The sequence below is a fragment of the Marinobacter sp. genome (genome assembly GCF_048259445.1).
GTDB lineage: Bacteria > Pseudomonadota > Gammaproteobacteria > Pseudomonadales > Oleiphilaceae > Marinobacter.
Map to the genome: position 1 here is coordinate 20206 of NZ_JBLXHQ010000010.1, position 22782 is coordinate 42987.

Here is a 22782-nt window from a genome sequence, read left to right on the forward strand (position 1 = left end):
AGGAGAAAACAAGATGAAAAAGACGCTTAATCTGGTACTCGCAGGTGTAACCAGCATGGGCCTGGCCTTCGGAGCCATGGCCGACGATTACATTACTCTGGCTTCGACCACCTCAACCGAAAATTCCGGGTTGTTTTCATCGATTTTGCCGAAATTTGAAGACGCCACGGGCATTGAGGTCCGGGTTGTGGCAGTGGGTACCGGCCAGGCGTTTGAAATCGCCCGGCGTGGTGATGCCGACAGTCTGTTGGTACACGATACCGCGGGCGAAAAGCGGTTTGTGGAAAACGGATTTGCTTCCGAACGTGTCGACATCATGTACAACGATTTCGTGCTGATTGGTCCTGCCTCTGACCCGGCTGGCATCGCTTCCGCAAAGACGGTGGCCGAGGCGCTGGCAGCAATCGCCAAAACCGAATCCCCGTTTGCTTCGCGAGGCGATGACAGCGGCACCAATCGCGCCGAGCTGCGGTTGTGGAAAAGCGCGGGAATTGATGATCCCGATGGCGACTGGTATCGGGAGCTGGGCAGCGGCATGGGACCCACATTGAACACCGCAGCTGCAATGGATGCTTACGTAATGTCGGATCGTGCTACCTGGGTGGCTTTTGGCAACCCGCAGAACCTGACTCTGCTGTTTGAGGGTGACGAAGTGCTGTTCAATCAGTATGGCAGCCTGCTGTTGTCTGAACAGAAGCATCCTCACCTCAAGCACGACCTGGCCGAACAGTGGCATAACTGGTTGATTTCGGCCGACGGCCAACAGGCCATCGCCGACTTTAAAGTGGACGGGCAGCAGCTGTTTTTCCCGAATGCCAAATAGGCTAATATCTGGCACTATCTATCAGTGATCCTCCAGATATTCCACCAGGGGCCGCCGTCAGGGCGGCCATTTTCATCATGACAATTGATCTTATACTTCCCGATCCTGAAGACCCCCGCTTGTCCCGTGCCGTTGAGGGTATAGACGAAAACGGCCAGCAAAAATCCATCAGCGTGATTGAAGAGCGCCCCCTGACGATCTACCTGAACAGTCAGGAGATTGTGACGGCCATGACTATTGGCGATCATCCGGAGTATCTGGCCCTCGGCTTTCTGCTGAATCAGGGCATGCTGAAAGCCAGCGATCAGGTCACCGGCATCGATTTTGACGAAGAACTGGAAGTTGCCGTTGTGCGCACGGCGGGCGTTACCGACGTTGAAGCCAAGCTGGAAAAAAAGACCCGCACCTCGGGCTGCGCGGTGGGCACTGTCTTTGGCGATATGATGGCGGGGCTCGAAGGGCTGTCGCTGCCAGATACCCCTGTGCACACCAGCTCCTTTTACGATCTCTCCTATCAGATCAACCACACGCCCAGCCTGTATATGGAAACCGGCGCCATCCATGGCACGGCCCTGTGTCAGGGCCGACAGATCCTGGCCTATATGGAAGATGTCGGGCGTCACAACGCTGTCGACAAAATCGCAGGCTGGATGCACCTCAAAGGCATTTCGGCGGCCGACAAAGTTCTTTATACCACTGGGCGCCTGACCTCCGAAATGGTCATTAAAACCTCGTTAATGGGTATTCCGACGCTGATCAGCCGGTCAGGCTTTACTGCCTGGGGTGTTGATATTGCTCGTCAGGTCGGGCTGACACTGATCGGGCGGATGCGAGGCAAAAAATTCACTTGCCTGAGCGGTCAGCATCGGCTGGTGTTCGATCAGGACTTGTCGCAGGTGCCGGATGAAGACAAGAAAGTGCGGCGAAAAGGGGCAAAGCATGACTGATTGCGCCGTTATTCTGGCCGGTGGTCAGGCAAACCGAATGGGGGGAGGCGATAAAGGCCGCCTGATGCTGGGCGACCAGTCGCTCATTCATCGGGTGATCGAGCGGATAACGCCGCAGGTTTCCCCGGTTATTTTGAACGCCAACGGCGATCTGAGCCGCTTTGACGATCTGGGGCTACCGGTCGTTGCCGATTCCATTGAGGGCTTTGCAGGGCCGCTGGCGGGCATTTTGGCGGGCATGGATTGGGCCGCCGAGCAGGGCCATGAGTGGTTGATCAGCGTGGCGGCCGATACGCCGTTTTTCCCGCTGGATCTGGCTGAGCGTCTGGCCGGTTATGATACCCCGGTGGTGCTGGCGGCTACGCCAGACCCGGAGCGCGGCCGACTTCCACAGCCCACCTTTGGCCGCTGGCAGGTGGCCTTGCGCCACGACCTTCGCGCCGCCTTGAACGAGGGTGTGCGCAAGATTCGCCAGTGGACCATGGCGCAGGGGGAAACCCTGGTGGTGTTCAACGAAGGCGACTTTTTCAACATCAATACGCCGGAAGACCTGGCCTGGGCGGAGCAGCATCTCAAGTGAACGTGATCGGCATTGTAGGCTGGAAAAACTCCGGCAAAACCACCTTGGCCAGCGCGCTGATACGCGAGTTGACCGGCAGGGGCCTGACGGTCAACTCGATCAAACACGCCCATCACGGGGTGGACGTGGATCAGCCCGGAACCGACAGTTACACCCATCGCGATGCCGGTGCCCGCGAGGTGATTCTTGCAGGCGGTCAGCGTTTTGCCATCATGCACGAACTGCAGGGCGCACCAGAGCCCAGCCTGGATGAACTGCTGGAGCGTCTCGGCCCCTGTGACTGGGTGATTGTGGAAGGCTTCAAGACTCACTCACATCGTAAAATCGAGGCGCGCCGTCTTGAGAGTGCGGGCACGCCGCTGTTCAAGGACGATGCGAGCATCATCGCCGTTGCCACAGACTACGATGTGGATTTTCAGGGCCCGGTGTTTGACATAAACCAGGTGTCTGCCATCGCAGACTTTATATTGGATACCCCATCGCTATGACCAAGCTTCGCAACGACTGTTTTGCGCTTCCTCCCGGGGTGAATTGGACGCCGGTTGAGGAGGCGCTGGAGCGCTTGCGCGCGCGCCTTCACCCTGTAGTGGAGGTGCAGCGTTCGGTGCCTTTGGCTGAGGTGAACGGCCGCATTCTGGCGCAGGATGTTCGGGCCCCCCGAGCCCATCCACCCAGCGCAAACTCGGCGGTGGATGGTTATGCCTTCGCCGGACCTATTACCGAGGTGCCCAGCGTGCTGCCTTTGGTGGACGGTCGCAGCGCCGCCGGAGAGCCCTATCTGGGCGAAGTGCCCAGGGGTCAGGCCATCCGCATTCTGACCGGCGCGGTGATTCCAAACGGCACGGATACGGTGGTGCTCGAAGAAGACTGCGAGATTGAAGGCGGCCAGCTACACCTGAACGGCACCTTGAAAGCCGGGGCCAACGCTCGCCAGGCGGGTGAAGACATCAAGGCGCAAGATCTTATTCTTGTTGCAGGTACTCGGCTGACGCCAACACAGATCTCGGTGCTGGCCAGCGTGGGCGTTGAGTCTGTCGATGTGTATGAGCGTTTGCGCGTGGGCGTGCTCTCCACAGGCGATGAGGTCAAACCCGTGGGTGCGCCGGTCACCGATTGGCAAATTTACGACGCCAACCGCCCCATGCTCAGCGCCATGGTGACGCAGCTGGGCTATGAACTGGTGGATCTTGGCCACGTGCTGGATCGCCCGGACGAAGTCAATGCGGCGCTTGCGCGGGGCGCACAAGAGTGCGATTTGATTTTGACCAGCGGCGGTGTGTCGGCCGGTGATGAAGATCGGGTCTCGGAAGCTTTGAAAAAGCACGGAGAGATCAGCAACTGGCGCATTGCCATCAAACCTGGAAGGCCTTTGGCGCTGGCTGTGTATCAGGGCACGCCGGTGGTGGGTTTGCCCGGCAACCCGGTGGCAGCCTGGGTGTGCGCATTGCGGTTTGGCGCGCCGGCCATGGCGCTGCTGGCAGGTGGTGAATGGTTTGAGCCGCAGGGCTACTGGGTGCCAGCCAATTTCTCCAAAAACAAAAAGCGCGGGCGCAGTGAAATGCTGCGAGCTCGGGTTCGGGATGGGCAAGTTGAGGTGTTCGGCTCCGAAGGCTCCGGCCGTGTGACCGGCCTGGCCTGGTCCGAAGGGTTGGTGGAGCTGGACGAAAGCGCCATGGAAATCGAGCCCGGCATGCCGGTGCGCTTTATTCCCTATGGCAGCTTCGGGCTCTGATTCGGGCTGTGATCAGTCGACGCTGCCGTGCACCGCAAAGGCTTCCAAGGCCGCGTCTTGCGGTGCCTGGGAGCGGTAGGTTTCTTCAACGCCCAGTTCCGACAGCGTGCGGCTGACCATAAGCAGGGTGTTCTCGTCAAAGTCCTCGCACATGGTGCGCATCTGGTCGATTTCTTCGCACGCCACGGGGTAGGCGGCGTCGATATCCGGCGCCCCGTAATGGTCAACAAAGGTTTGCGCCAGCGTGCGGCGTATCTGCTCCAATTCCGCGTCGGTGATTTTGCTCACGCCGACAAAGCTGGCCCGGCCGCCAGACTCAATGCTGTACCAGCCGTTGCTGAACGCCTGCCTGGCTTTGCCCTTGAGGTTGGCCTCAGTCCAGTTCGAATACTCAAAGCCGCCTGAAATCGCCCATTCGCCGCTGGGTGCGGGGTTCTCGAAAACGTTTTGGTCGGATATGTCCAACTGAAGGGTTCGGGCCAGTTTCATACGCGCTCCGCAAATTCAATTAAGCTCAAGGTTTCGGTCATCACATCCTGACGCAACAGCATTCGGCCTTTTTCATCCAGGCCCACAAATAAACCGGGTCGCGGCCGCTCAATCTGCTTGCCCATCGTATCGCAGCGCGGCCGCCACTGGTTGTGGATCCGGTCAAAGCCCTCGTCCATGAAATACGTCAGCCACAGCAGCGTGTGCTTGGACCAGCTTTCCAGCAGCGCCATGGGTGTGATGTCAGTGCAACCTTCGTCATACAGGCAGGTTTCATCCGGGTTCTCTCCGGGCTCGTCGCCTTTGGGAATGAACGGCACATGAATACCAATCACCAGCCAGTTAGGGCACACGTCGGGGTCTGACACGTCGGAGGCAAACCGAACGCTGCCACACAAGGCGCCATTAACCTTGATTCGATCCGGCCATTGAAAAAACACGGGCACTTCCGGTGGCGCCAGCGCGCCCAGACTTTCGGCCAGCCCGATTTGAGCCACGTAGACGGCCTGAATAGCAAGTTCCAGGGGCGTTTCCGGCGCTAAGACCAGCGCGGCCTGTAAGACGTCATCGGCCTCTGAGTAAAACACCGTACCGGAATCAACGCCCGCGATGGCTTTACTGACCGCTTTGTCGAAAGGGTCGGTGTGTTTTGACACCACTTCACCGGTCAATAAGGGCGGGAACTGGGGTGTGTGTATCATGGGCGGGCTCTGGCGGTTATTGGGTGGCTCTGGGCAGTTATAAAAAGGCTATTGAATGGCTTTGGCGTATAAGTCAGAGGCTACCAGTTCATCGGCGATGCGCTGGAAAGCCTGCGCCTGGGGGCTCTCGGGTTTAGAAACCACAATTGGCACGCCGCCGTCTGATCCGATGCGAATATCCAGGTCCAGCGGAATCTCGCCCAAAAACGGTGCGCCCAGTTTTTCTGCTTCTGCCCTCGCGCCGCCGTGCCCGAACGGGTGGTGCTCTTTGCCGCAGCCGTCGCACACAAACGAGGCCATGTTTTCGATCAGGCCAAAAAGCGGCACTTCCATGCGTTTGAACATGTCGATACCTTTACGAGCGTCCATCAGGGCGATGTCCTGAGGCGTGGACACCACAACGGCGCCGGCCACGAAGAACTTCTGGCTCAGGGTCATTTGCACGTCGCCGGTGCCCGGTGGCAGATCCACCAGCAGCACATCAAGCCGGCCCCACTCCACCTGATTCATCATCTGCTGCAGGGCGCCCATCAACATGGGGCCGCGCCAGACAATAGCTTCGTCTTCCTGGGTCATCAGCCCCAACGACATAAGGGTGACGCCATGGTTTCTCAGGGGCAGTATGGTGCTGCCGTCCGGGCTTGACGGGCGGCCCGACACCCCCAGCATGCGCGGCTGGCTGGGGCCGTAAACGTCTGCATCCAGCAGGCCGACTTTGAGACCTTTTGAGGCCAGCGCCACCGCAAGATTCGAGGAGACGGTCGACTTGCCAACACCGCCCTTGCCCGAGGCAATAGCAATAATGCGATCTACGCCCCGAGGATTCTTATCCTGGGGTCTGGGCGCATCCGTGCCAATCAGGTTCGGTTTTTTGCCAACTTCGGTGTACTCAACCATGGTGTGTCCTGTTGTTTTTAGCTGTCCAGAATCTTAACTGTCTAGAATCTTAGCTATCTAAATAGTCATCACTGGTGCGGATTTTGGGCCGAATACCGCCCGCCATGGGGGCCGTTTCCCCGTGGAACTGGGATTTAACCCGGCAATCGTCACACATTTTGATGAGCTGGAGGTTATCAGAGTTTTTATACATCCAGTGTTGGTTTTCCAGCTTTTCAACAATGCGGTTAATGGTGCTGGCCACGCCAAAAGGCACGCCGCATTTGATGCACTCAAAAGGCTCCTCTGCGTGCAAGGTTCGGGTGCTCAGCGCGGCCTTGGACACGTCCAGCTGCGGCACCAGATTGATGGCGGTTTCCGGACAGGTGCTTTCGCAAATGCCGCACTGGACGCAGGCGTTTTCCGTGAACTGGACTTCCGGGCGGTCCGGGTGGTCGCCCAGGGCGCCGGTCGGGCACAAAGACACGCAGGCCAGGCACAGGGTGCATTTGTCGGAATCAATGTTGATGGCGCCGTAAGGTGCACCCGCGGGCAGAGGAATCGGCGTATCAACGGAGTCGGACATGGCCGCCACGGTGACGCGCGTAATATCCCGGCGACCGCCGACCAGCAGCACTGGCTCGCTGACCCGGCCTGCGTTTTCACCAGGCTCGCACAGCTCAATAGCAGATACTACACGGACGCGGCTGGGCGAGTTGCGGGTACCTGCGACCAGTGCCTGGGCCAGCTCCACTTCCGATGCCAGGGTACGGCGGTCCAGTTCGGTGTCAGCCAGAAGCAGCACTTCGGCGTAACCGGCGCCAAAAGCCGCCATGATCTCGGCGTGACCAATTCGGTCGATGTGCTCCAGCGCGATGGGCAGTAAGTCGTCGGCCAGCCCGTCGTCATAGCGCGCCAGATTAGCAATGTCTTCTGTGCCCTTGGTCAGAGAATGAAAGACCAGGCGCGGGGATTCGTGGGTGTGCTCCCGATACACCTTGGCCATCACTTCGGCCACCTTGGTAATGGCTTCGAACGAGGTTTCGTTCATGGTAATGGCCGAGGTGGGGCAGACGGCAACGCAGGTGCCGCAACCGGCGCAAATGTCTGAATCAATCTGTATGAAGTCCCCGGCGGAGGAAATAGCCTCGGTGCAACAGACATCCAGGCAGCGGGTGCAGCCGGGTTTACTGGCCCGTGAGTGGGCACACAGGGATTCTTCCAGTTTGAAGTAGACGGTTTTCTCAAACTCGCCCACCCGCTCCCGAGCGGTTAAAGCAATGCGTTCAAGCTCGCCGGCTTTTTTCGGATCGGCCCAGAAATAACCGTTGCGTTTTTCATGGCTCGGGAACGCAGGTGCGCCACCGCGCAGGTCGATAAACACATCGCACTCGCTGCGGGCGGTCACCTTGGCCGTGCCGTAACCCAGCTCGCCACGTCCGGCCGGGTGCAGGGTTTGCAGATTGGCAAACTCCAGTTTGAAGTTACCCAGTGCGCCATAGGCGCTCGTTAACTTGCCTTTGGCGACATCGTAGGCGGCAGACGGCAGTTGAATGGGGCCGGCATCGTTCACAATACAGGTTACGCCCAGTTCGTCCTGCACCAGTTCGGCCATCCTGACGGCCTGTTCGGTGGGGCCGACAATGCAGCAGATGCCGTTGGACACAATGGACTTGGTCGGCGCCGTGGGTGCGGGCAGTTGCGCGGCAGCCATCAGCGCGGCCTGCTTGGCATGCTGGCGTTCGGGTTTGGCTTTGGCGCTGCTCCAGCCCGCCCGATCGCGGATGTCGAGAGTTTGCAGGGGCGCGGCATGGCCGGTTTCGGCCAATACGTCCTCAGACAGGCGCTCGAACAAGGCCGACTGCTGCGCGCAGGCAATAAGCACCTGATTGCTGGCGCCCAGGTGTTCGGCGGCTACGCCTATGTCTGTGCCACACAGCTGATCGACAACGACCACCTGCTCGGCGTCAGCGGCTTGCTGCAGCGCCTTTGAGTTGAACGTCTGGGTTTTGTCACAGCTGCATAAAAGCAGTGTTTTTTTGGCCGTCATCAGAGGTTTGACCCTTTCGTTGTTTTTTTAAACTGCTCTCATCGTATTTATCCCCCGAGAATGCCATAGCCATATACGTTTGCACAGTTGGATAATCGGAGTGGCCCTGCTATTTTGAGGCCATATTACAAGAACGAGAATCGTCATGAGCAATCGGACAGAAGATTGGAGACGCGAGCTGGAAGTCGGTGCCGTTGTTCGCCGCACCGCCGGAGTCACACGATGGGCCAAAGATATCTGGACACCGGTGGCGGTCATACCGGGCGCGCCCCAGGCTTTCTGGAAAGAACTGGTGCGGGACGGGGAAGTGGTGGACTACCATGCAGGTACCGTCACCATGGAGTTGTTTCGTGCGGATGTTGAGGGTTATCTGGTCTCCCTGAATATGGCGTCGCCTTCGATTTGGATCGTGATGGACAAAGACGTATCGAGCCAGTCGCCTTCCGGCTGGGTCGTGAGCACCATAACCGCCAGTGCCCATGAGGCGCTGGACTCCCTCGACAGCGGCGAAAGTATTGTGGAGGCCGTGCCTATTCCGGAGTCACTGGCAGCCTGGATCAAAGAGTTTGTGGATAAGCATTATATAGAAGTGCCTTTCAAAAAACGCCGTCGCACCGAAATTCGCACAGACGGCGTTGAAGATGCCAAAGGCGACCCCCGCATCCGTCAGGAGAGCGATGTTTACCGCTCGCCGGGCGCTATCAAAAAACCGAGGCTGCAATAATGGCTGAATCCCGTTGGCAGCGTTGGTCGCGTCAAAAAGCCGAGGCCGCGCAAAAACAAACGTCTTCCAAGCAGGCGTCTTCAAGGTCAACACCTTCAGAGCCGGTACCTCCATCGGCGCCTGCTGAGCAAAACGACCTGTCGCCCGAGGTTCAGGAGCTTGCCGTTAACGAGAGCCTGCCAGAACATGAGGTGCTGGCGAAATATGGCCTGCCGAACCCGGATGCCATAGAGCTGGGTACAGACATCACCGGTTTTATGGGCAAAGAAATTCCCGAGCTGCTGCGCCGAAAAGCATTGAGAGCGCTGTGGAGGTCCAATCCCGTACTCGCGGTTCTGGATGGTCTTAACGATTACGACGAAGATTTTACCGACGCGGGCCTGACGGTCAAAGGCGCTAAAACGATCTACAAAGTCGGGCAGGGCCTCATCGACAAGACCAAAAAAGTGGATCAGCAGCTTGAAGAATTGACGGGCGATGAAAGGGTTGCGCAAACAGCGCCCGACGCCAGCATCGATAAGGTGCGGCCTCCCGATCCGGCGGACGCCCTCGCAGCACAGTCTGCCCGGGAGCAGGCCGCCAGGGCCAATCAAGTGAAAAAGGCTGAGAGCCTGGAGAGCTTGGAGCGTTTAGACAGCGAAAAAGTGCAGCATCCAGAAAAAGAACAAAATCAACCGGATGAGGATCAAGCGCCGCGTTATCGGCCGAGAATGTACTTTGAGGATTAATGGCGCAGGTAACGGTAATGAACCAATAGTCGCAAACCGTGTCTATTATTGAATTATGTGTACTAGAATACAGAGTCTGACATTCAATAAAAATTAAAGGACTTCGATTTGAACGACACCGCGGATACGCTCTGCCCACGTGCGGTTGCTGAAGAAGACCGCGCCAGGGCGCAAATCTACCAGCTGCTGGGTATGTTGCTGTCAAACCCGCCTTCAAGCGAATTGCTGAGCGGTTTGGCGTGCCTGCAGGGTGACGATAGTCCTCTGGGTGCGGCTTCCAAAAATGTGGCTGCGCTGGCAGAACGCACCAATCCTTTTGACGCCGAGCGCGAGTACAACAATCTTTTTGTCGGTGTGGGGCGCGGTGAACTGCTGCCCTATACTAGCTATTACCTCACCGGATTTTTAAACGAGAAGCCCCTGGCTCAACTGCGCACAGATTTGATGGCTCGGGGCATTCGGGCTCGCAGCGATGTGAAAGAGCCGGAAGATCATATTGGTACCTTGTGCGAGATCATGGCGGGCATCATTACCGGTGAGTTCCCCTGCGACAGTGATTTGCCGTCGCAGAGAGCATTTTTTGATGCCCATTTAGCGAAGTGGGCAGGCTTGTTTTTCAAAGATTTGGAAGAGGCGCAAAGTGCCGTTTTTTATGGTCCTGTGGGCTCGCTGGGTCGAGCTTTCATGACGATAGAAGCCGATGCTTTCGCTCTTCAATAACCGGAGCCTTAAACGCTCTTTAACCCATAGGGAGGTGTCCAATGGACAACCCGAAGCGTGAAAACAGCCGTCGCCGGTTTTTGAAACTGGCGGCAGCGGCAGCTCCGGCTGCTGTTGCAATGACGGTTGCACCGAACGCCGCAGCAGAAGTCGTCTCACAAGACGCACCGAAAAGCAGCGGCCTGCGTGATACGGAACACACGCGTAAGTATTTCGAATCGGCTCGCTTTTGAGGATGCGTGAATCGTTCACGGTTGCGTGATGCCCATGAATGATTCACACCTCCGAGAAAACGGGAATAATAATAGAGAGAGGTAAGAGACATGTTAAGGAAGAAGACCAACGGGGTTGCGAAAGGCCCCCGTGCAGGCTCCTTGCTTTCATCTCTCGCTGCCAAAACGCTCGACCGTCGCCAGTTCCTGGCAGCGTCTGGTGTGGCAGTGGGTGGAATGGCGGCTTTGTCGCTGTCGCCGGGGCGGGTTGAAGCTGCACCCCCTACGGCCGGTGGCGGTGAAGTCGTCCGGAAAAAATCCGTGTGTACGCACTGCTCGGTAGGTTGCACCGTCGAAGCCGAAGTTCAGAACGGCGTTTGGACGGGTCAGGAACCGGGTTGGGACAGTCCGTTCAACTTGGGCGCCCACTGTGCCAAAGGTGCAGCGGTCCGCGAGCACGCTCATGGCGAGCGTCGTCTCAAGTCGCCCATGAAAATGGTCAACGGCCAGTGGCAGAAGATTCCCTGGGATCAGGCCATCAATGAAATTGGCGATAAAATGCTGCAGATCCGCGAAGAAAGCGGCCCTGATTCGGTGTACTGGCTTGGCAGCGCCAAGTTCAACAACGAGCAGGCGTATCTGTACCGCAAATTCGCGGCCTACTGGGGCACCAACAACGTTGACCACCAGGCACGTATCTGTCACTCCACCACGGTCGCCGGCGTAGCCAATACCTGGGGCTACGGAGCCATGACCAACTCCTACAACGACATCCACAAGTCGAAGGCTATTTTCATCATTGGCGGCAACCCCGCAGAGGCGCACCCGGTGTCGCTGCTGCACGTGCTCAAGGCCAAGGAAGAAAACAACGCCCCCTTGATTGTGTGTGATCCGCGCTTTACCCGCACGGCGGCGCACGCCGATGAATATGTGCGCTTCCGTCCCGGCACTGACGTAGCGCTGGTGTGGGGCCTGCTCTGGCACATTTTCGAGAACAAGTGGGAAGACAGAGAGTTCATCCGCACCCGCGTTTGGGGCATGGATGAAATCCGTGAAGAAGTAAAACGCTGGAACCCGGAAGAAGTCGAGCGGGTCACGGGTACGCCGGGCGCTCAGCTTGAGCGCGTCGCCCGCACCCTGGCCAATAACCGCCCGGGCACGGTGATCTGGTGTATGGGTGGTACCCAGCACTCCAACGGCAACAACAACACTCGGGCCTACTGCATTCTGCAGCTGGCACTGGGCAACATGGGCGTAGCGGGCGGCGGTACCAATATTTTCCGCGGTCACGATAACGTACAGGGCGCAACCGATCTGGGCGTGCTGGCGGACACTCTGCCCGGCTATTACGGCTTGAGCGCGGGGGCCTGGGGCCACTGGGCGAGGGTTTGGGAAGAAGACTCCGATTGGCTGAAGAGCCGCTTTGCCGTGTGGGACAAAAACGGCAAATCCAAAGCGATGATGAACGAAAAAGGCATTCCGGTATCGCGCTGGATTGACGGCGTTCTGGAAGCCAAGGAAAACCTGGAGCAGCCGGATAACACGCGGGCCATGGTGCTTTGGGGCCACGCCCCCAACTCCCAGACCCGTATGCTTGAAATGAAAGAAGCGATGGAAAAGCTGGATTTGCTGGTGGTTGTGGATCCGTACCCAACGGTGTCTGCAGTGCTGCACGATCGCAAAGACGGCGCTTATCTGCTGCCCTCCACCACCCAGTATGAAACCCGGGGTTCTGTAACCGCCTCGAACCGCTCTCTGCAGTGGCGCGAAAAAGTGATTGAGCCGCTGTTCGACTCCAAGGTGGATCACGAGATCATCAAACTGTTTTCGGACAAGTTCGGGTTCTCTGATCGTATGTTCCGCAACATCGCCGTTGAGGGCGACGAGCCGGTGATTGAAGACCTGACGCGGGAATTCAACCGGGGCATGTGGACCATTGGTTATACCGGCCAGTCTCCCGAGCGAATGAAGAAGCACATGAAGTATCAGCACCACTTCGACCGCACCACGCTCCGTGCCAACGGCGGCCCTTGTGATGGCGATGTGTACGGTATGCCCTGGCCTTGCTGGGGTACCGCTGAGATGAACCATCCGGGAACACCGAACCTGTACGATCTGTCTCTGCCGGTATCTGAAGGTGGTCTCACCTTCCGCGCCCGGTTCGGGGTTGAGCGTAACGGTGAAAACCTGTTGGCTGAAGGTGTTTACTCGAAGAACTCGGACATCAAGGACGGCTACCCCGAATTCACCATGCAAATGCTGATGGACCTGGGTTGGGACGGTGACTTGACGGCGGAAGAGCGTGCCAGCATTGATGCGGTGGCGGGCGCTTCGACCAACTGGAAGACCGACCTGTCCGGCGGTATCCAGCGCGTGGCCATCAAGCACGAGTGCGCGCCGTTTGGCAACGCCAAAGCGCGAACCGTGGTCTGGAACTTCCCCGACCCCGTGCCGGTCCATCGCGAGCCGCTGTACACCACGCGTCGGGATCTGGTGGCAGATTATCCGACCTACGAGGACAAGACCTTCTGGCGTGTACCAACGCTGTATGAGTCCATCCAGAAGAAGGATTTCAGCAAGGACTTCCCCATCATTCTGACCTCCGGACGCCTGGTGGAATACGAAGGTGGCGGTGACGAGTCCCGGTCTAACCCCTGGCTGGCGGAGTTGCAGCAGGATATGTTCATCGAGATAAACCCGCGGGATGCCAACAACCTGAACATCCGCGATGGCAAGGACGTTTGGGTGTCCGGGCCGGAAGGCGGGCGTATCAAAGTGATGGCTATGGTAACCGAGCGGGTAGGTGAGGGCGTCGCCTTCATGCCTTATCACTTCGGTGGGCACCTTGAGGGTAAGTCGCTGCGGGATAAGTACCCCAAAGGCGCTGATCCCTACGTACTGGGTGAATCTGCAAACGTTGTTCAAACATACGGGTACGACTCGGTCACGCAAATGCAAGAGACCAAAGCCACCCTGTGTTCGATCATGCCGGCCTAACAAGAGGTGTAGACCATGTCACTTAATGGACAAGCACGCGCAAAATTCCTTTGCGACGCCGAACGCTGCATCGAATGCAATGCCTGCGTGACGGCCTGTAAGAATGAAAACGAAGTTCCCTGGGGTATCAACCGCCGCCGCGTGGTGACCATCGAAGATGGTAAGCCAGGCGAGCGTTCGATCTCGGTAGCTTGCATGCACTGTTCAGACGCGCCATGCATGGCCGTTTGCCCGGTGGACTGCTTCTACCAGACTGAAGACGGCATTGTGTTGCACTCCAAGGACTTGTGTATCGGTTGTGGATACTGCTTCTACGCCTGCCCCTTCGGCGCGCCGCAATTCCCGCAAGCGGGTAATTTTGGCAGCCGGGGCAAGATGGACAAATGCACCTTTTGTGCAGGCGGCCCCGAAGAAGACAACTCCGCAGCCGAGTTCGCTAAATACGGCAGCAACCGTATTGCCGAGGGTAAGTTGCCTCTGTGCGCGGAAATGTGCTCGACCAAAGCCCTGTTGGCCGGTGACGGCAACGAGGTGGCGGACATCTATCGCCAGCGTGTTGTGAGCCGTGGTTTTGGCTCTGGCGCCTGGGGATGGGGCACAGCTTACGAGAAGAAGGGCGCGTAAGTTCGCTCGATACTTCCGGGGCCTTAGGCCCCGGAAGTGATTCAGGCAAACACCCCTTCTTGCAGTATCCGCTGGAGCCTTCTGATGAATATAAAACTTTTGGGTGCCGCCATGTTTGTCATGGCGACGCTGCTGTTAAACCCTGTCTGGGCGCAAGATGCGCCACCGGTTGATCGAACCGCAACCGGTGGGGCTCAGACCCTGCAAGACATTATGGCTCGTCAGCAGCAGCTGAAGCTTGACGAGTCGTTTCGTTCGGAAAACCTGGGTGATCCTGCTAATGCAGCAGCCATCACCAATGAGCTAGGGACGCGGGGCGGTGTTTCTGATGCCGATACCTACCGTTCTATCCGCTACAACGAATTCGATGCCACCACGCAGTCTAGAAGTCCGGCTGCCGACGTTTTGATCCAGGACGGAGGAATGACCTGGTATAAGCTGCGCGAGGGGCCGATCATCACCTATGGTGGTGGCGCGCTTCTGGCTTTCATCGCCCTGCTGGTGGTGTTTTACCTCATTCGCGGCAAAATCATGATCGATGGCGGCCCTTCAGGCACCACGATCCAACGATTCAAAGCCATCGAACGGTTTGGTCACTGGCTGTTGGCCGGTTCGTTTATTGCGCTGGGTATAACCGGGCTCATTACCCTGATGGGGCGGAGTTTCCTGATCCCCGTGATGGGGCCTGACGCCTTTGCGACTCTGGCAGCAGGCTCCAAGTGGGTTCACAACAACATTTCCTGGTCCTTTATGCTCGGTCTGGTGATGACGTTTGTTATGTGGGTGGCGCATAACATTCCTGACAAGCTGGATTGGCAATGGCTCAAGGCGGGCGGCGGTATTTTTACCAAATCCCATCCTTCTGCAAAAAAATTCAACGCCGGGCAGAAAATCGTTTTCTGGACCGTTATGGTGTTGGGCTTCTCGGTCGCTCTTTCCGGCCTGTCTCTGTTGTTTCCGTTTCAAATGCCCATGTTTGCCGAGACCTTTAGCATCATAAACAGTGTCCTCGGAACAGACTTTGCTACGGTACTGACACCCCACGAAGAGATGCAGTACGCCAATATCTGGCACTCGATCGTGGCTTTCGTAATGATGCTGGCCATTATTGCCCACATCTATATTGGCACCGTCGGTATGGAAGGTGCGTTCGATGCTATGGGTAACGGGCAGGTTGATGTGGAATGGGCGCGTCAGCACCACGATCTGTGGGTCGCTGAGGTTGAGGCCAAGCAGGGTAAAGGAGAGTTGTCGTGAAGGTTATGATTTCAGCATTTGTCGTATCCCTGCTGATTGCCTCCGCCGCCCCGCTGGCTCTGAATCAGTTCGGGTGGTCATCGGCTGAGCAGGGAAGCAGCGACATGAGCGTGCGCCTTGACTGATCAACCACAAGCACACCAGATCGATGCGATCGGTTTGGTGTGTCCTCTCCCCATTTTGCGATTCAAAAAGCGCACGCAAGGCTTGCCCAGCGGCACCAAGGTCGAATTTCTGGCCGATGACCCGACCAATCGCAGGGACATGCAGGCGCTGTGCAAAATAACCGGCCACAGGATTGAATGGGTCAGGGAAGAGGAGGCAGGCGTCCTCCGCTATTGCATCTGTCTGGCATAACGGAAGTTGTTGCTACTTGTCCCAGGCTTCTCCGCGGGCGACGTCAGAGGCTTTTTGCTCGACCCAATGCTCTCCGCTTTCGGAAAGCTCCTTCTTCCAGAAGGGCGCAGATGTCTTCAAAGCATCCATAATGAATTCGCAAGCCGCGAATGCATCCCCTCGATGGGAACTGCAAACACCTACAAAAACAATTTGCTCCTGCAGCAACAGTTTGCCTACCCGATGAATCACCCGCGCCTTGCGAACGTCCCAGCGCCGTGATGCTTCGTCGATAAGGCCCGCAATCACCTCTTCTGTCATTCCCGGGTAATGCTCAAGAAACAACCCCGATACATCCTGCGTATCGCCGCTATCGCGCACCAGGCCTGTAAACGTAGCAATGGCGCCCGTGCCTGCACCACTGTCTCGCAGAGCCGTATACTCAGCGCCTGAATCAAAATCTTCAGTCTGGATACTGATCATGTCAGCCCCCTGTTACTGGCGGGAAAAAAGCCACTTCGTCACCAGCCTTCAACGGTGTGCCGGGTTTCGCCATCGCCTGATTGATCGCAATCATCACCGGCTGGCTGCCTTGTAGTTGAGCCCAGGGGCCGCCGCGGCTCGCCAGCGCTGCAAGAAGATCGCCGGCGGTCTGATCCCTGTCTGCCGGCAACGTGAGTTGCTCAGTATCCAACTCCTCCCGGAGACGGGCAAAAAAACGAACGGTAATGGTCTGGTCAGTCATATCAACTTAATAACTCGGTAAAGGGGTAGTAAGTTAGCAGATCACCTTCAGCAACCAATGTGTTTTCCGGAACCACGGCCAGGCCATCGGCCCAGCAGGCAGAGCTCAGCACACCGGAACTCTGGTTCGGGTATGCATTGATTTCCGTCTTGCCTTCAACAGATTCAATGCGTGCACGGACAAACTCCCTGCGTATAGAAGGTGATGTGACGTTAAAGGCGGCGGGTACCTGCTGGCCCACAGGGTGAATCCTCAAACGGCCCTGGCAGGTGCGTATGTATGGCATGCCTACAATCAGAAATGTGACCAGCACCGTAGCCGGGTTGCCAGGCAGACCCAGTACCGGTGTGCCTTTGATTGAACCGAACGCCAGGGGCTTGCCGGGTTTGATCGCCAGGCGCCAGAGCGACAGCTCTCCGGATTCTTCCAACACCGCCCGCACATGATCTTCCTCACCCACGGAAACCCCCCCGCTGGTGATGACAAGGTCCGCCTGCGACGCGGCGCGCTCGAGTGTTTCCCGGGTCACATCCCGGGTGTCCCGTAACGTCTCACAAAGCACGACCTCGCAACCTACATCGGACGCCAGGCCAAGCAGGGTGAAACGGTTGGTGTTATAAATCTGACCCGGCCCCAGCGGAGTGCCCGGGTCGACCAGCTCATCACCGGTCGACAGAATCGCAACTCGCAGTTTTTTCACCACGGCAACTTCAGCCACACCTATTGAAGCCAGAAGCCCCATTTCCTGGGCACGGATTTTCGTACCTTTTCCCAGGGCCAGACTGCCTTTCGCCAGATCCTGGCCGCGCCGGCGGATATTCTGATCTGTTTTTACATCAGCATTGATCAGAATGCCGTCGTCAGTAGTCTCAACCCGCTCCTGCATAATGACAGTGTCTGCCCCTGCCGGAACTTCCGAGCCGGTAAAAATGCGGGCAGCGGTCCCGGGCTTCAGCGGGCTCGGAGCCGAGCCTGCGGGGATCCGGTCAGATACCGGCAGCGCCCGGCCGGGTGCATAATCTTCGGCGCGCAGGGCATAGCCATCCACCGCACTATTGTCAGCCGGAGGCACATCCGCGGGCGTCTGATAGTCCTGCGCCAAAATTCGGCCGAAGCTTTCGGTTAGCGGCAGGAATTCGGTTGCCGTAATCACCGGAGCCTTGCCCAGTATATGAGCAATGGCTTCTTCGACCGGCGTCAGATTGGCTGTCATGGTGGTTGTCTCCGTGTTCAGAATTAACGTGTGGCGCGCTTTCCAATGACCTGTTGCAGACGCTCGACCGCCCGCTCCGGCTTGCGGCCAACCAGAGCCGAGAAATTACAGGGGCCGTGGCGACTGTCCAGTTGCGTGTTCAGAATGCCGTTCCAGCCTGTGCGGCATGCTCCCGTGGAACCCGGTAGACAGAAAATTGCGGTATGGTTGGCAAGGCCGCCAAAGGCTCTGGACTGAATGGTAGAGCTGCCAATTTCCAAAGCGGAGAGGCGCCTGAACTCTTCGCCAAAACCTTCAATGTTCTTGTCCAGCAGCGGTGCAACTGCTTCCGGTGTGCTGTCGCGCTCGCTGAAGCCGGTACCACCCGTAATGATGATCACATGAATATCCTGATCCGCGATCCATAACGACATCGCTGCGCGAACCAGATAAACGTCATCCGGCAGGATGCGCCGTGAGATAAGCTGATGACCGGCCTCCACCACACTATCTTCAAGAAACTGGCCTGAGGAATCCTCATCAAGGCCGCGGGTATCGGAGACCGTAAGAATCGCGATATTAAGTGGTTTGAGGTCGTTCGTGGGTTCAGTGCTCATGGGAAGGTGCTCCGAAAATCACAGGGGAAATTTTGGCTACTAGTATCCCTTTCAGTGGCAGTTAATGGAAGGGAGTAACCCATCAGGGGGAGGCGCGGGGCCTTGCTTATGGGCTTTCGGGCGCAAGATTGACGTTTATTTGGCCGCTGGACTTGACATTAGCGGGTAAGGTAGCAGATTATCGTTCCTGCCTTGCAAACGGTTGTGCCCACTCTACTGGCTTCAGTATTTTATCCGGATTTTTTCTACACCGGTTGCGTCACCCGGCCAGCACCTGTTTCAACAACTAATTAACTGATATGTTCAAGGCACCCCTGTCATTCCAACTTCCGTTTAATTCCATTCCTGAAAATCTAATAACCTATGAATCTTACTGAACTCAAGCAGAACTCCATGCCCGAATTGCTCGATATCGCGCAAGAAATGGGCCTCGATAACCTGGCACGTTCGCGTAAACAGGATGTTATCTTCACTATATTGAAGAAGCATGCCAAAAGCGGCGAAGACATTTATGGCGATGGCGTGCTGGAGATTCTGCAGGATGGTTTCGGCTTCCTCCGCTCCGCGGACGCCTCCTACCTGGCCGGGCCGGACGACATTTATGTCTCTCCCAGTCAGATCCGCCGCTTCAACCTGCGCACCGGCGATACCGTTGCCGGCAAGATCCGCCCGCCCAAAGACGGCGAGCGTTACTTTGCCCTGTTGAAAGTCAGCGAGATCAACTTCGACAAACCGGATAACGCCCGTAACAAAATCCTGTTTGAAAACCTTACGCCGCTGTTCCCTGATGAGCGCATGCAGCTGGAAACCGGTAACGGTAGCACTGAGGACCTGTCATCCCGCGTGTTGGACCTGGTTGCCCCTATCGGTAAAGGTCAACGTGGTTTGATTGTATCGCCACCCAAGGCCGGTAAAACTCTGTTGATGCAGAGCATTGCCCAGTCTATCGCTCGCAATCACCCTGAATGCCACATCATTGTGCTGCTGATTGACGAGCGTCCGGAAGAAGTGACTGAAATGCAGCGCACCGTGCGCGGCGAAGTAATTGCTTCTACCTTTGATGAGCCACCTGCGCGTCACGTTCAGGTTGCCGAAATGGTGATCGAAAAGGCCAAGCGCCTGGTTGAGCACAAAAAAGACGTGGTTATCCTGCTGGATTCCATCACCCGTCTGGCTCGAGCCTACAACACGGTTATTCCGTCCTCCGGTAAAGTATTGACCGGTGGTGTGGATGCCCACGCTCTGGAGAAACCCAAGCGCTTCTTTGGTGCCGCCCGTAATGTAGAAGAAGGTGGCAGCCTGACAATTCTTGCAACGGCTCTGGTGAACACAGGTTCCAAAATGGACGAAGTGATCTACGAGGAGTTCAAGGGTACAGGCAACATGGAAATTCACCTGGATCGTAAGATTGCCGAGAAGCGTACCTATCCGGCAATTAACATCCGCAGCTCCGGTACGCGTCGCGAAGACCTGCTGATGAGCGAGGCGGATATCCAGCGCGTCTGGATCCTGCGCAAGCTTCTGCACTCCATGGACGACGACACTGCGGCCATCGAGTTCTTGCTGGACAAGCTGAAAGATACCAAGACCAACGACGAGTTCTTCCAGTCTATGAAGCGTCGCTAGAGCTAGAGTCTTGGCGCCTCAGGGTTTATGGGGCGGGCAGTACCGGGGAGACCTTCCCCGGACACGCCGTAAACCCATCCCTGGGGGCTCGGCATTGCCATCCCTGGCAATGCACGGTCCGGGGAAGGTCTCCCCGGCACTGCTGATCTAATTTTGTGCGCGCATTTTTGCAATCGCCCCTCATCTTGTTTTGGTATCCAGCCAGAACCAATCTGTCCGAATCCACGTACATAGCCGGAGCTAACCGGAGCAAAACATGAAATACAACGACCTGCGGGACTTCATTGACCAGTTGGAGAAACTGGGCGAGCTGAAGCGCATCTCAGTGGAAGTAGACCCCCATCTGGAAATGACTGAAATCTGCGACCGCACGCTGCGGGCAGGTGGACCTGCGTTGTTGTTTGAAAACCCCAAAGGCTACGACATGCCCGTTCTCGCCAACCTCTTCGGAACTACCAGAAGGGTCGCATTGGGCATGGGGCAGGAAAACGTAACCGCACTCCGGGACATTGGTAAGTTGCTGGCCTATCTCAAAGAGCCGGATCCCCCCAAAGGCTTCAAAGACGCTATCGAAAAGCTGCCGCTACTCCGGCAAGTGATGCGCATGAGTCCGAAAGTGCTCAGGTCTGCTCCCTGCCAGGAAGTGGTGATCGAAAAAGACCAGGTCGATCTTTACCAGATACCTGTACAGCACTGCTGGCCTGGAGATGCAGGGCCGCTTGTGACCTGGCCGCTGGTCATTACCCGCGGGCCCCATAAGGAACGCCAGAACCTGGGAATCTACCGACAGCAGGTGATTGGCCGTAACCGGCTGATCATGCGCTGGCTGAGCCATCGCGGCGGAGCGCTGGATTTTCAGGAATTTCAGAAAGCGAATCCCGGCAAACCCTATCCGGTAGCCGTAGCATTGGGCGCAGACCCTGCCACCATTCTGGGTGCCGTAACGCCGGTTCCTGATTCGCTTTCCGAGTATGCCTTTGCAGGCTTGCTCCGGGGTAGTCGCACCGAGTTGGTGCAATGTGGTCTCAGTGATCTGCAGGTGCCGGCCAGTGCCGAGATTGTTCTGGAAGGCTTTATTTACCCCGACGATCTCGCGCCCGAAGGCCCGTTCGGAGATCACACCGGTTACTACAACGAAGTAGACGAATTTCCGGTGTTCACTGTTGAGCGGGTCACCCACCGCAAAGATCCGATTTATCACAGCACCTACACCGGCAGGCCGCCCGATGAGCCGGCCATTCTTGGTGTGGCGCTGAACGAAGTTTTTATCCCGATTCTGCAGAAGCAGTTCCCTGAAATCGTAGATTTTTACCTGCCGCCAGAGGGCTGCTCGTATCGTCTTGCAGTGGTGACCATGAAAAAGCAGTACCCCGGCCACGCCAAGCGGGTAATGATGGGCGTATGGTCTTTCCTGCGTCAGTTCATGTACACCAAGTTTGTGATTGTTACCGATGACGATGTGAATGCCCGCAGCTGGGAAGATGTGATCTGGGCCATTACGACCCGGATGGATCCTGTCCGTGACACCATGCTGGTTGAGAACACGCCTATTGATTATCTGGATTTTGCTTCGCCTGTATCTGGTCTGGGCTCCAAAATGGGAATGGACGCAACCAATAAATGGCCGGGTGAGACAAGCAGGGAGTGGGGCGAACCCATTGCCATGACCGACGAGGTGAAGCAGCGGGTAGATGAGCTCTGGGATAGCCTGGGGATTGAAACTTCGTCCGCTCGCCCCGACTGATATGGGCAGTGAGCCTTGGTGGGTACGCCTTGAACCTTCCGGAGTCCGTTACGCGTCAGGCACAGGCAAAGATTTATTGAGTGCTGCTGCCGGTGCGGGTATCGCCGTTCCGTTCGCTTGTAAAAATGGCGTGTGTGAGCTCTGCGAGGCGCGACTGCTGAGAGGCTCCGCTCTGAACACCCGAAACCAACAGACGATTCCCGTCGGCGCGCGGCTGATGATGTGCAGGACCGTTGCGCTCGACCATCTTGAAGTGGAGATAAGTGCCGTTATGGCAGCAGGAAAGAACGAGCCCCGGAAATTTCAGGCCAACGTCGTGGATGTGCGCTCTATCAACCACGATGTGTATCGGGTTGAGCTTCAGTTGCCCCGGCGGCGGGAGCTGTCTTTTCATGCGGGCCAGTATCTGTCAGTAAACCTGCCGGATGCTGAACCCTGTTATTTTTCCATTGCCAGCAGTCCTTCGGATCAAAATATCGAACTGCATATCCAGGCTTCTCCGGAATGGGTATCTGCGCAAAAAGTTATTGATGCGCTGACTTCCGGTGAAACCGTCAGCCTGGATTTACCCCATGGTAAGGCGTGCATTGCCAGCGCACCGGAAAAACCATTGTTGCTGATCGCAGCAGGCACCGGCTTTGCGCAGATGAAGAGCCTGGTGGATTATCTACGCGGTACGTCTTTTTCTCAGCCGGTCAAACTGTTCTGGGGCGTGCGGCGTCATGAAGACATGTACCTCAGGTCCATGGCTCGCCAGTGGGAGCAGGAATGGTCAGGATTCACGTTTCAGCCTGTGGTCGGTGATGACGAGGACAATGACTGGAGTGGGCATCACGACCAGCTTGTGCGCGCGGTGCTGGCTTCCGGCGCGGATTGGAAGAACGTGGAAGTGCACGCCAGTGGCTCGCCTACTATGGTTTACACGCTGATGGACGCCTTGATAGAAGCCGGTTTGCCTCCGGAAGGATTTTTCTCCGACGTGCTGGAGTATGCACCCCGGAGCTAGAATGAAGCAGGTGCCGGATCCGTTCTGGCACCTGTAACGCCCGGCCTTTTTCTTTC

The 22782-nt window shown here is 57.1% G+C and carries 25 protein-coding genes; 17 read left to right on the forward strand and 8 right to left on the reverse strand.

The features are described 5' to 3' along the window. The first annotated feature begins 13 nt into the window (after nucleotides 1-13). The 5 genes from ACN0RL_RS09030 to ACN0RL_RS09050 all read left to right on the forward strand — a co-directional run bounded on the left by ACN0RL_RS09030 (nucleotide 14) and on the right by ACN0RL_RS09050 (nucleotide 4082). On the forward strand, nucleotides 14-823 hold the full coding sequence (locus tag ACN0RL_RS09030) for a substrate-binding domain-containing protein (protein ID WP_417515891.1): 810 nt from the start codon (nucleotides 14-16) through the stop codon (nucleotides 821-823). Between the two features lie 77 nt (nucleotides 824-900). Beyond that, nucleotides 901-1770, forward strand: a complete 870-nt coding sequence (locus ACN0RL_RS09035) for a formate dehydrogenase accessory sulfurtransferase FdhD (RefSeq protein WP_417515893.1) — start codon at nucleotides 901-903, stop codon at nucleotides 1768-1770. Next, complete coding sequence (gene mobA, locus ACN0RL_RS09040; protein ID WP_417515895.1) at nucleotides 1763-2350, forward strand: molybdenum cofactor guanylyltransferase MobA; 588 nt, start codon at nucleotides 1763-1765, stop codon at nucleotides 2348-2350. Before ACN0RL_RS09035 ends, mobA begins: the two co-directional genes overlap by 8 nt. Continuing rightward, nucleotides 2347-2838 carry a molybdopterin-guanine dinucleotide biosynthesis protein B gene (mobB, locus tag ACN0RL_RS09045; RefSeq protein ID WP_417515897.1) on the forward strand — a complete coding sequence of 164 codons (492 nt, stop codon included), beginning with the start codon at nucleotides 2347-2349 and terminating at the stop codon, nucleotides 2836-2838. The genes mobA and mobB overlap by 4 nt, the downstream gene beginning before the upstream one ends. Continuing rightward, nucleotides 2835-4082 (forward strand): molybdopterin-binding protein, encoded by a 1248-nt coding sequence (locus ACN0RL_RS09050; RefSeq protein WP_417515899.1) that lies wholly within the window; start codon nucleotides 2835-2837, stop codon nucleotides 4080-4082. The genes mobB and ACN0RL_RS09050 overlap by 4 nt, the downstream gene beginning before the upstream one ends. A gap of 12 nt (nucleotides 4083-4094) precedes the next feature. Here ACN0RL_RS09050 and ACN0RL_RS09055 read toward each other — a convergent pair whose 3' ends face one another. From ACN0RL_RS09055 to ACN0RL_RS09070, 4 genes are read right to left on the reverse strand one after another with little or no spacing between them, the layout of a single operon-like run. Beyond that, complete coding sequence (locus tag ACN0RL_RS09055; protein WP_417515901.1) at nucleotides 4095-4571, reverse strand: DUF6505 family protein; 477 nt, start codon at nucleotides 4569-4571, stop codon at nucleotides 4095-4097. Next, nucleotides 4568-5272, reverse strand: a complete 705-nt coding sequence (locus ACN0RL_RS09060) for a biotin/lipoate--protein ligase family protein (RefSeq protein ID WP_417515903.1) — start codon at nucleotides 5270-5272, stop codon at nucleotides 4568-4570. Before ACN0RL_RS09060 ends, ACN0RL_RS09055 begins: the two co-directional genes overlap by 4 nt. 48 nt (nucleotides 5273-5320) lie before the next feature. After that, nucleotides 5321-6169, reverse strand: coding sequence for an Mrp/NBP35 family ATP-binding protein (locus ACN0RL_RS09065; protein WP_417515905.1), 849 nt, complete (start codon nucleotides 6167-6169; stop codon nucleotides 5321-5323). A gap of 49 nt (nucleotides 6170-6218) precedes the next feature. Further along, on the reverse strand, nucleotides 6219-8198 hold the full coding sequence (locus tag ACN0RL_RS09070) for a 4Fe-4S binding protein (RefSeq protein WP_417515907.1): 1980 nt from the start codon (nucleotides 8196-8198) through the stop codon (nucleotides 6219-6221). 145 nt (nucleotides 8199-8343) lie between these two features. Between ACN0RL_RS09070 and ACN0RL_RS09075 the strand changes: the two genes are divergently transcribed. The 9 genes from ACN0RL_RS09075 to ACN0RL_RS09115 all read left to right on the forward strand — a co-directional run bounded on the left by ACN0RL_RS09075 (nucleotide 8344) and on the right by ACN0RL_RS09115 (nucleotide 15817). Further along, nucleotides 8344-8922: a DUF3305 domain-containing protein gene (locus tag ACN0RL_RS09075; RefSeq protein ID WP_417515909.1), complete on the forward strand. Its 579-nt coding sequence runs from the start codon at nucleotides 8344-8346 to the stop codon at nucleotides 8920-8922. Beyond that, nucleotides 8922-9650: a DUF3306 domain-containing protein gene (locus tag ACN0RL_RS09080; protein WP_417515911.1), complete on the forward strand. Its 729-nt coding sequence runs from the start codon at nucleotides 8922-8924 to the stop codon at nucleotides 9648-9650. Before ACN0RL_RS09075 ends, ACN0RL_RS09080 begins: the two co-directional genes overlap by 1 nt. A 108-nt stretch (nucleotides 9651-9758) precedes the next feature. Next, complete coding sequence (locus tag ACN0RL_RS09085) at nucleotides 9759-10370, forward strand: TorD/DmsD family molecular chaperone (RefSeq protein ID WP_417515913.1); 612 nt, start codon at nucleotides 9759-9761, stop codon at nucleotides 10368-10370. Nucleotides 10371-10411: 41 nt separating this feature from the next. Beyond that, nucleotides 10412-10603, forward strand: a complete 192-nt coding sequence (locus ACN0RL_RS09090; RefSeq protein WP_417515915.1) for a twin-arginine translocation signal domain-containing protein — start codon at nucleotides 10412-10414, stop codon at nucleotides 10601-10603. A gap of 90 nt (nucleotides 10604-10693) precedes the next feature. Continuing rightward, complete coding sequence (locus ACN0RL_RS09095; protein ID WP_417515917.1) at nucleotides 10694-13579, forward strand: molybdopterin-dependent oxidoreductase; 2886 nt, start codon at nucleotides 10694-10696, stop codon at nucleotides 13577-13579. A 15-nt stretch (nucleotides 13580-13594) separates the two neighbouring features. Further along, nucleotides 13595-14203, forward strand: coding sequence for a formate dehydrogenase FDH3 subunit beta (gene fdh3B, locus ACN0RL_RS09100; RefSeq protein WP_417515919.1), 609 nt, complete (start codon nucleotides 13595-13597; stop codon nucleotides 14201-14203). Nucleotides 14204-14287: 84 nt separating this feature from the next. Next, nucleotides 14288-15460 carry a formate dehydrogenase subunit gamma gene (locus ACN0RL_RS09105; protein WP_417515921.1) on the forward strand — a complete coding sequence of 391 codons (1173 nt, stop codon included), beginning with the start codon at nucleotides 14288-14290 and terminating at the stop codon, nucleotides 15458-15460. Then, entirely contained in the window at nucleotides 15457-15585 is a 129-nt protein-coding gene (locus tag ACN0RL_RS09110) for a hypothetical protein (protein ID WP_417516106.1), read from the forward strand. The genes ACN0RL_RS09105 and ACN0RL_RS09110 overlap by 4 nt, the downstream gene beginning before the upstream one ends. Next, nucleotides 15578-15817: a sulfurtransferase TusA family protein gene (locus tag ACN0RL_RS09115; protein WP_417515923.1), complete on the forward strand. Its 240-nt coding sequence runs from the start codon at nucleotides 15578-15580 to the stop codon at nucleotides 15815-15817. Before ACN0RL_RS09110 ends, ACN0RL_RS09115 begins: the two co-directional genes overlap by 8 nt. 12 nt (nucleotides 15818-15829) lie before the next feature. Here ACN0RL_RS09115 and ACN0RL_RS09120 read toward each other — a convergent pair whose 3' ends face one another. The 4 genes from ACN0RL_RS09120 to moaB are packed head-to-tail and all read right to left on the reverse strand — an operon-like array spanning nucleotide 15830 to nucleotide 18350. After that, complete coding sequence (locus tag ACN0RL_RS09120) at nucleotides 15830-16279, reverse strand: molybdenum cofactor biosynthesis protein MoaE (RefSeq protein WP_417515925.1); 450 nt, start codon at nucleotides 16277-16279, stop codon at nucleotides 15830-15832. Between the two features lies 1 nt (nucleotide 16280). Beyond that, nucleotides 16281-16541, reverse strand: a complete 261-nt coding sequence (moaD, locus tag ACN0RL_RS09125; protein WP_417515927.1) for a molybdopterin converting factor subunit 1 — start codon at nucleotides 16539-16541, stop codon at nucleotides 16281-16283. A gap of 1 nt (nucleotide 16542) precedes the next feature. Next, nucleotides 16543-17754 carry a gephyrin-like molybdotransferase Glp gene (glp, locus tag ACN0RL_RS09130; protein ID WP_417515929.1) on the reverse strand — a complete coding sequence of 404 codons (1212 nt, stop codon included), beginning with the start codon at nucleotides 17752-17754 and terminating at the stop codon, nucleotides 16543-16545. 23 nt (nucleotides 17755-17777) lie between these two features. Continuing rightward, on the reverse strand, nucleotides 17778-18350 hold the full coding sequence (moaB, locus tag ACN0RL_RS09135; protein ID WP_417515931.1) for a molybdenum cofactor biosynthesis protein B: 573 nt from the start codon (nucleotides 18348-18350) through the stop codon (nucleotides 17778-17780). A gap of 363 nt (nucleotides 18351-18713) precedes the next feature. On the opposite strand from moaB, the gene rho reads away from it, so the two are divergent. The 3 genes from rho (at nucleotide 18714) to ACN0RL_RS09150 (ending at nucleotide 22726) form a co-directional block, all read left to right on the forward strand. Continuing rightward, entirely contained in the window at nucleotides 18714-19976 is a 1263-nt protein-coding gene (gene rho / locus ACN0RL_RS09140; RefSeq protein WP_417515933.1) for a transcription termination factor Rho, read from the forward strand. A gap of 256 nt (nucleotides 19977-20232) precedes the next feature. Continuing rightward, on the forward strand, nucleotides 20233-21720 hold the full coding sequence (gene ubiD / locus ACN0RL_RS09145) for a 4-hydroxy-3-polyprenylbenzoate decarboxylase (protein WP_417515935.1): 1488 nt from the start codon (nucleotides 20233-20235) through the stop codon (nucleotides 21718-21720). A gap of 1 nt (nucleotide 21721) precedes the next feature. Then, nucleotides 21722-22726 (forward strand): 2Fe-2S iron-sulfur cluster-binding protein, encoded by a 1005-nt coding sequence (locus ACN0RL_RS09150; RefSeq protein WP_417516096.1) that lies wholly within the window; start codon nucleotides 21722-21724, stop codon nucleotides 22724-22726. Nucleotides 22727-22782 lie beyond the last annotated feature (56 nt).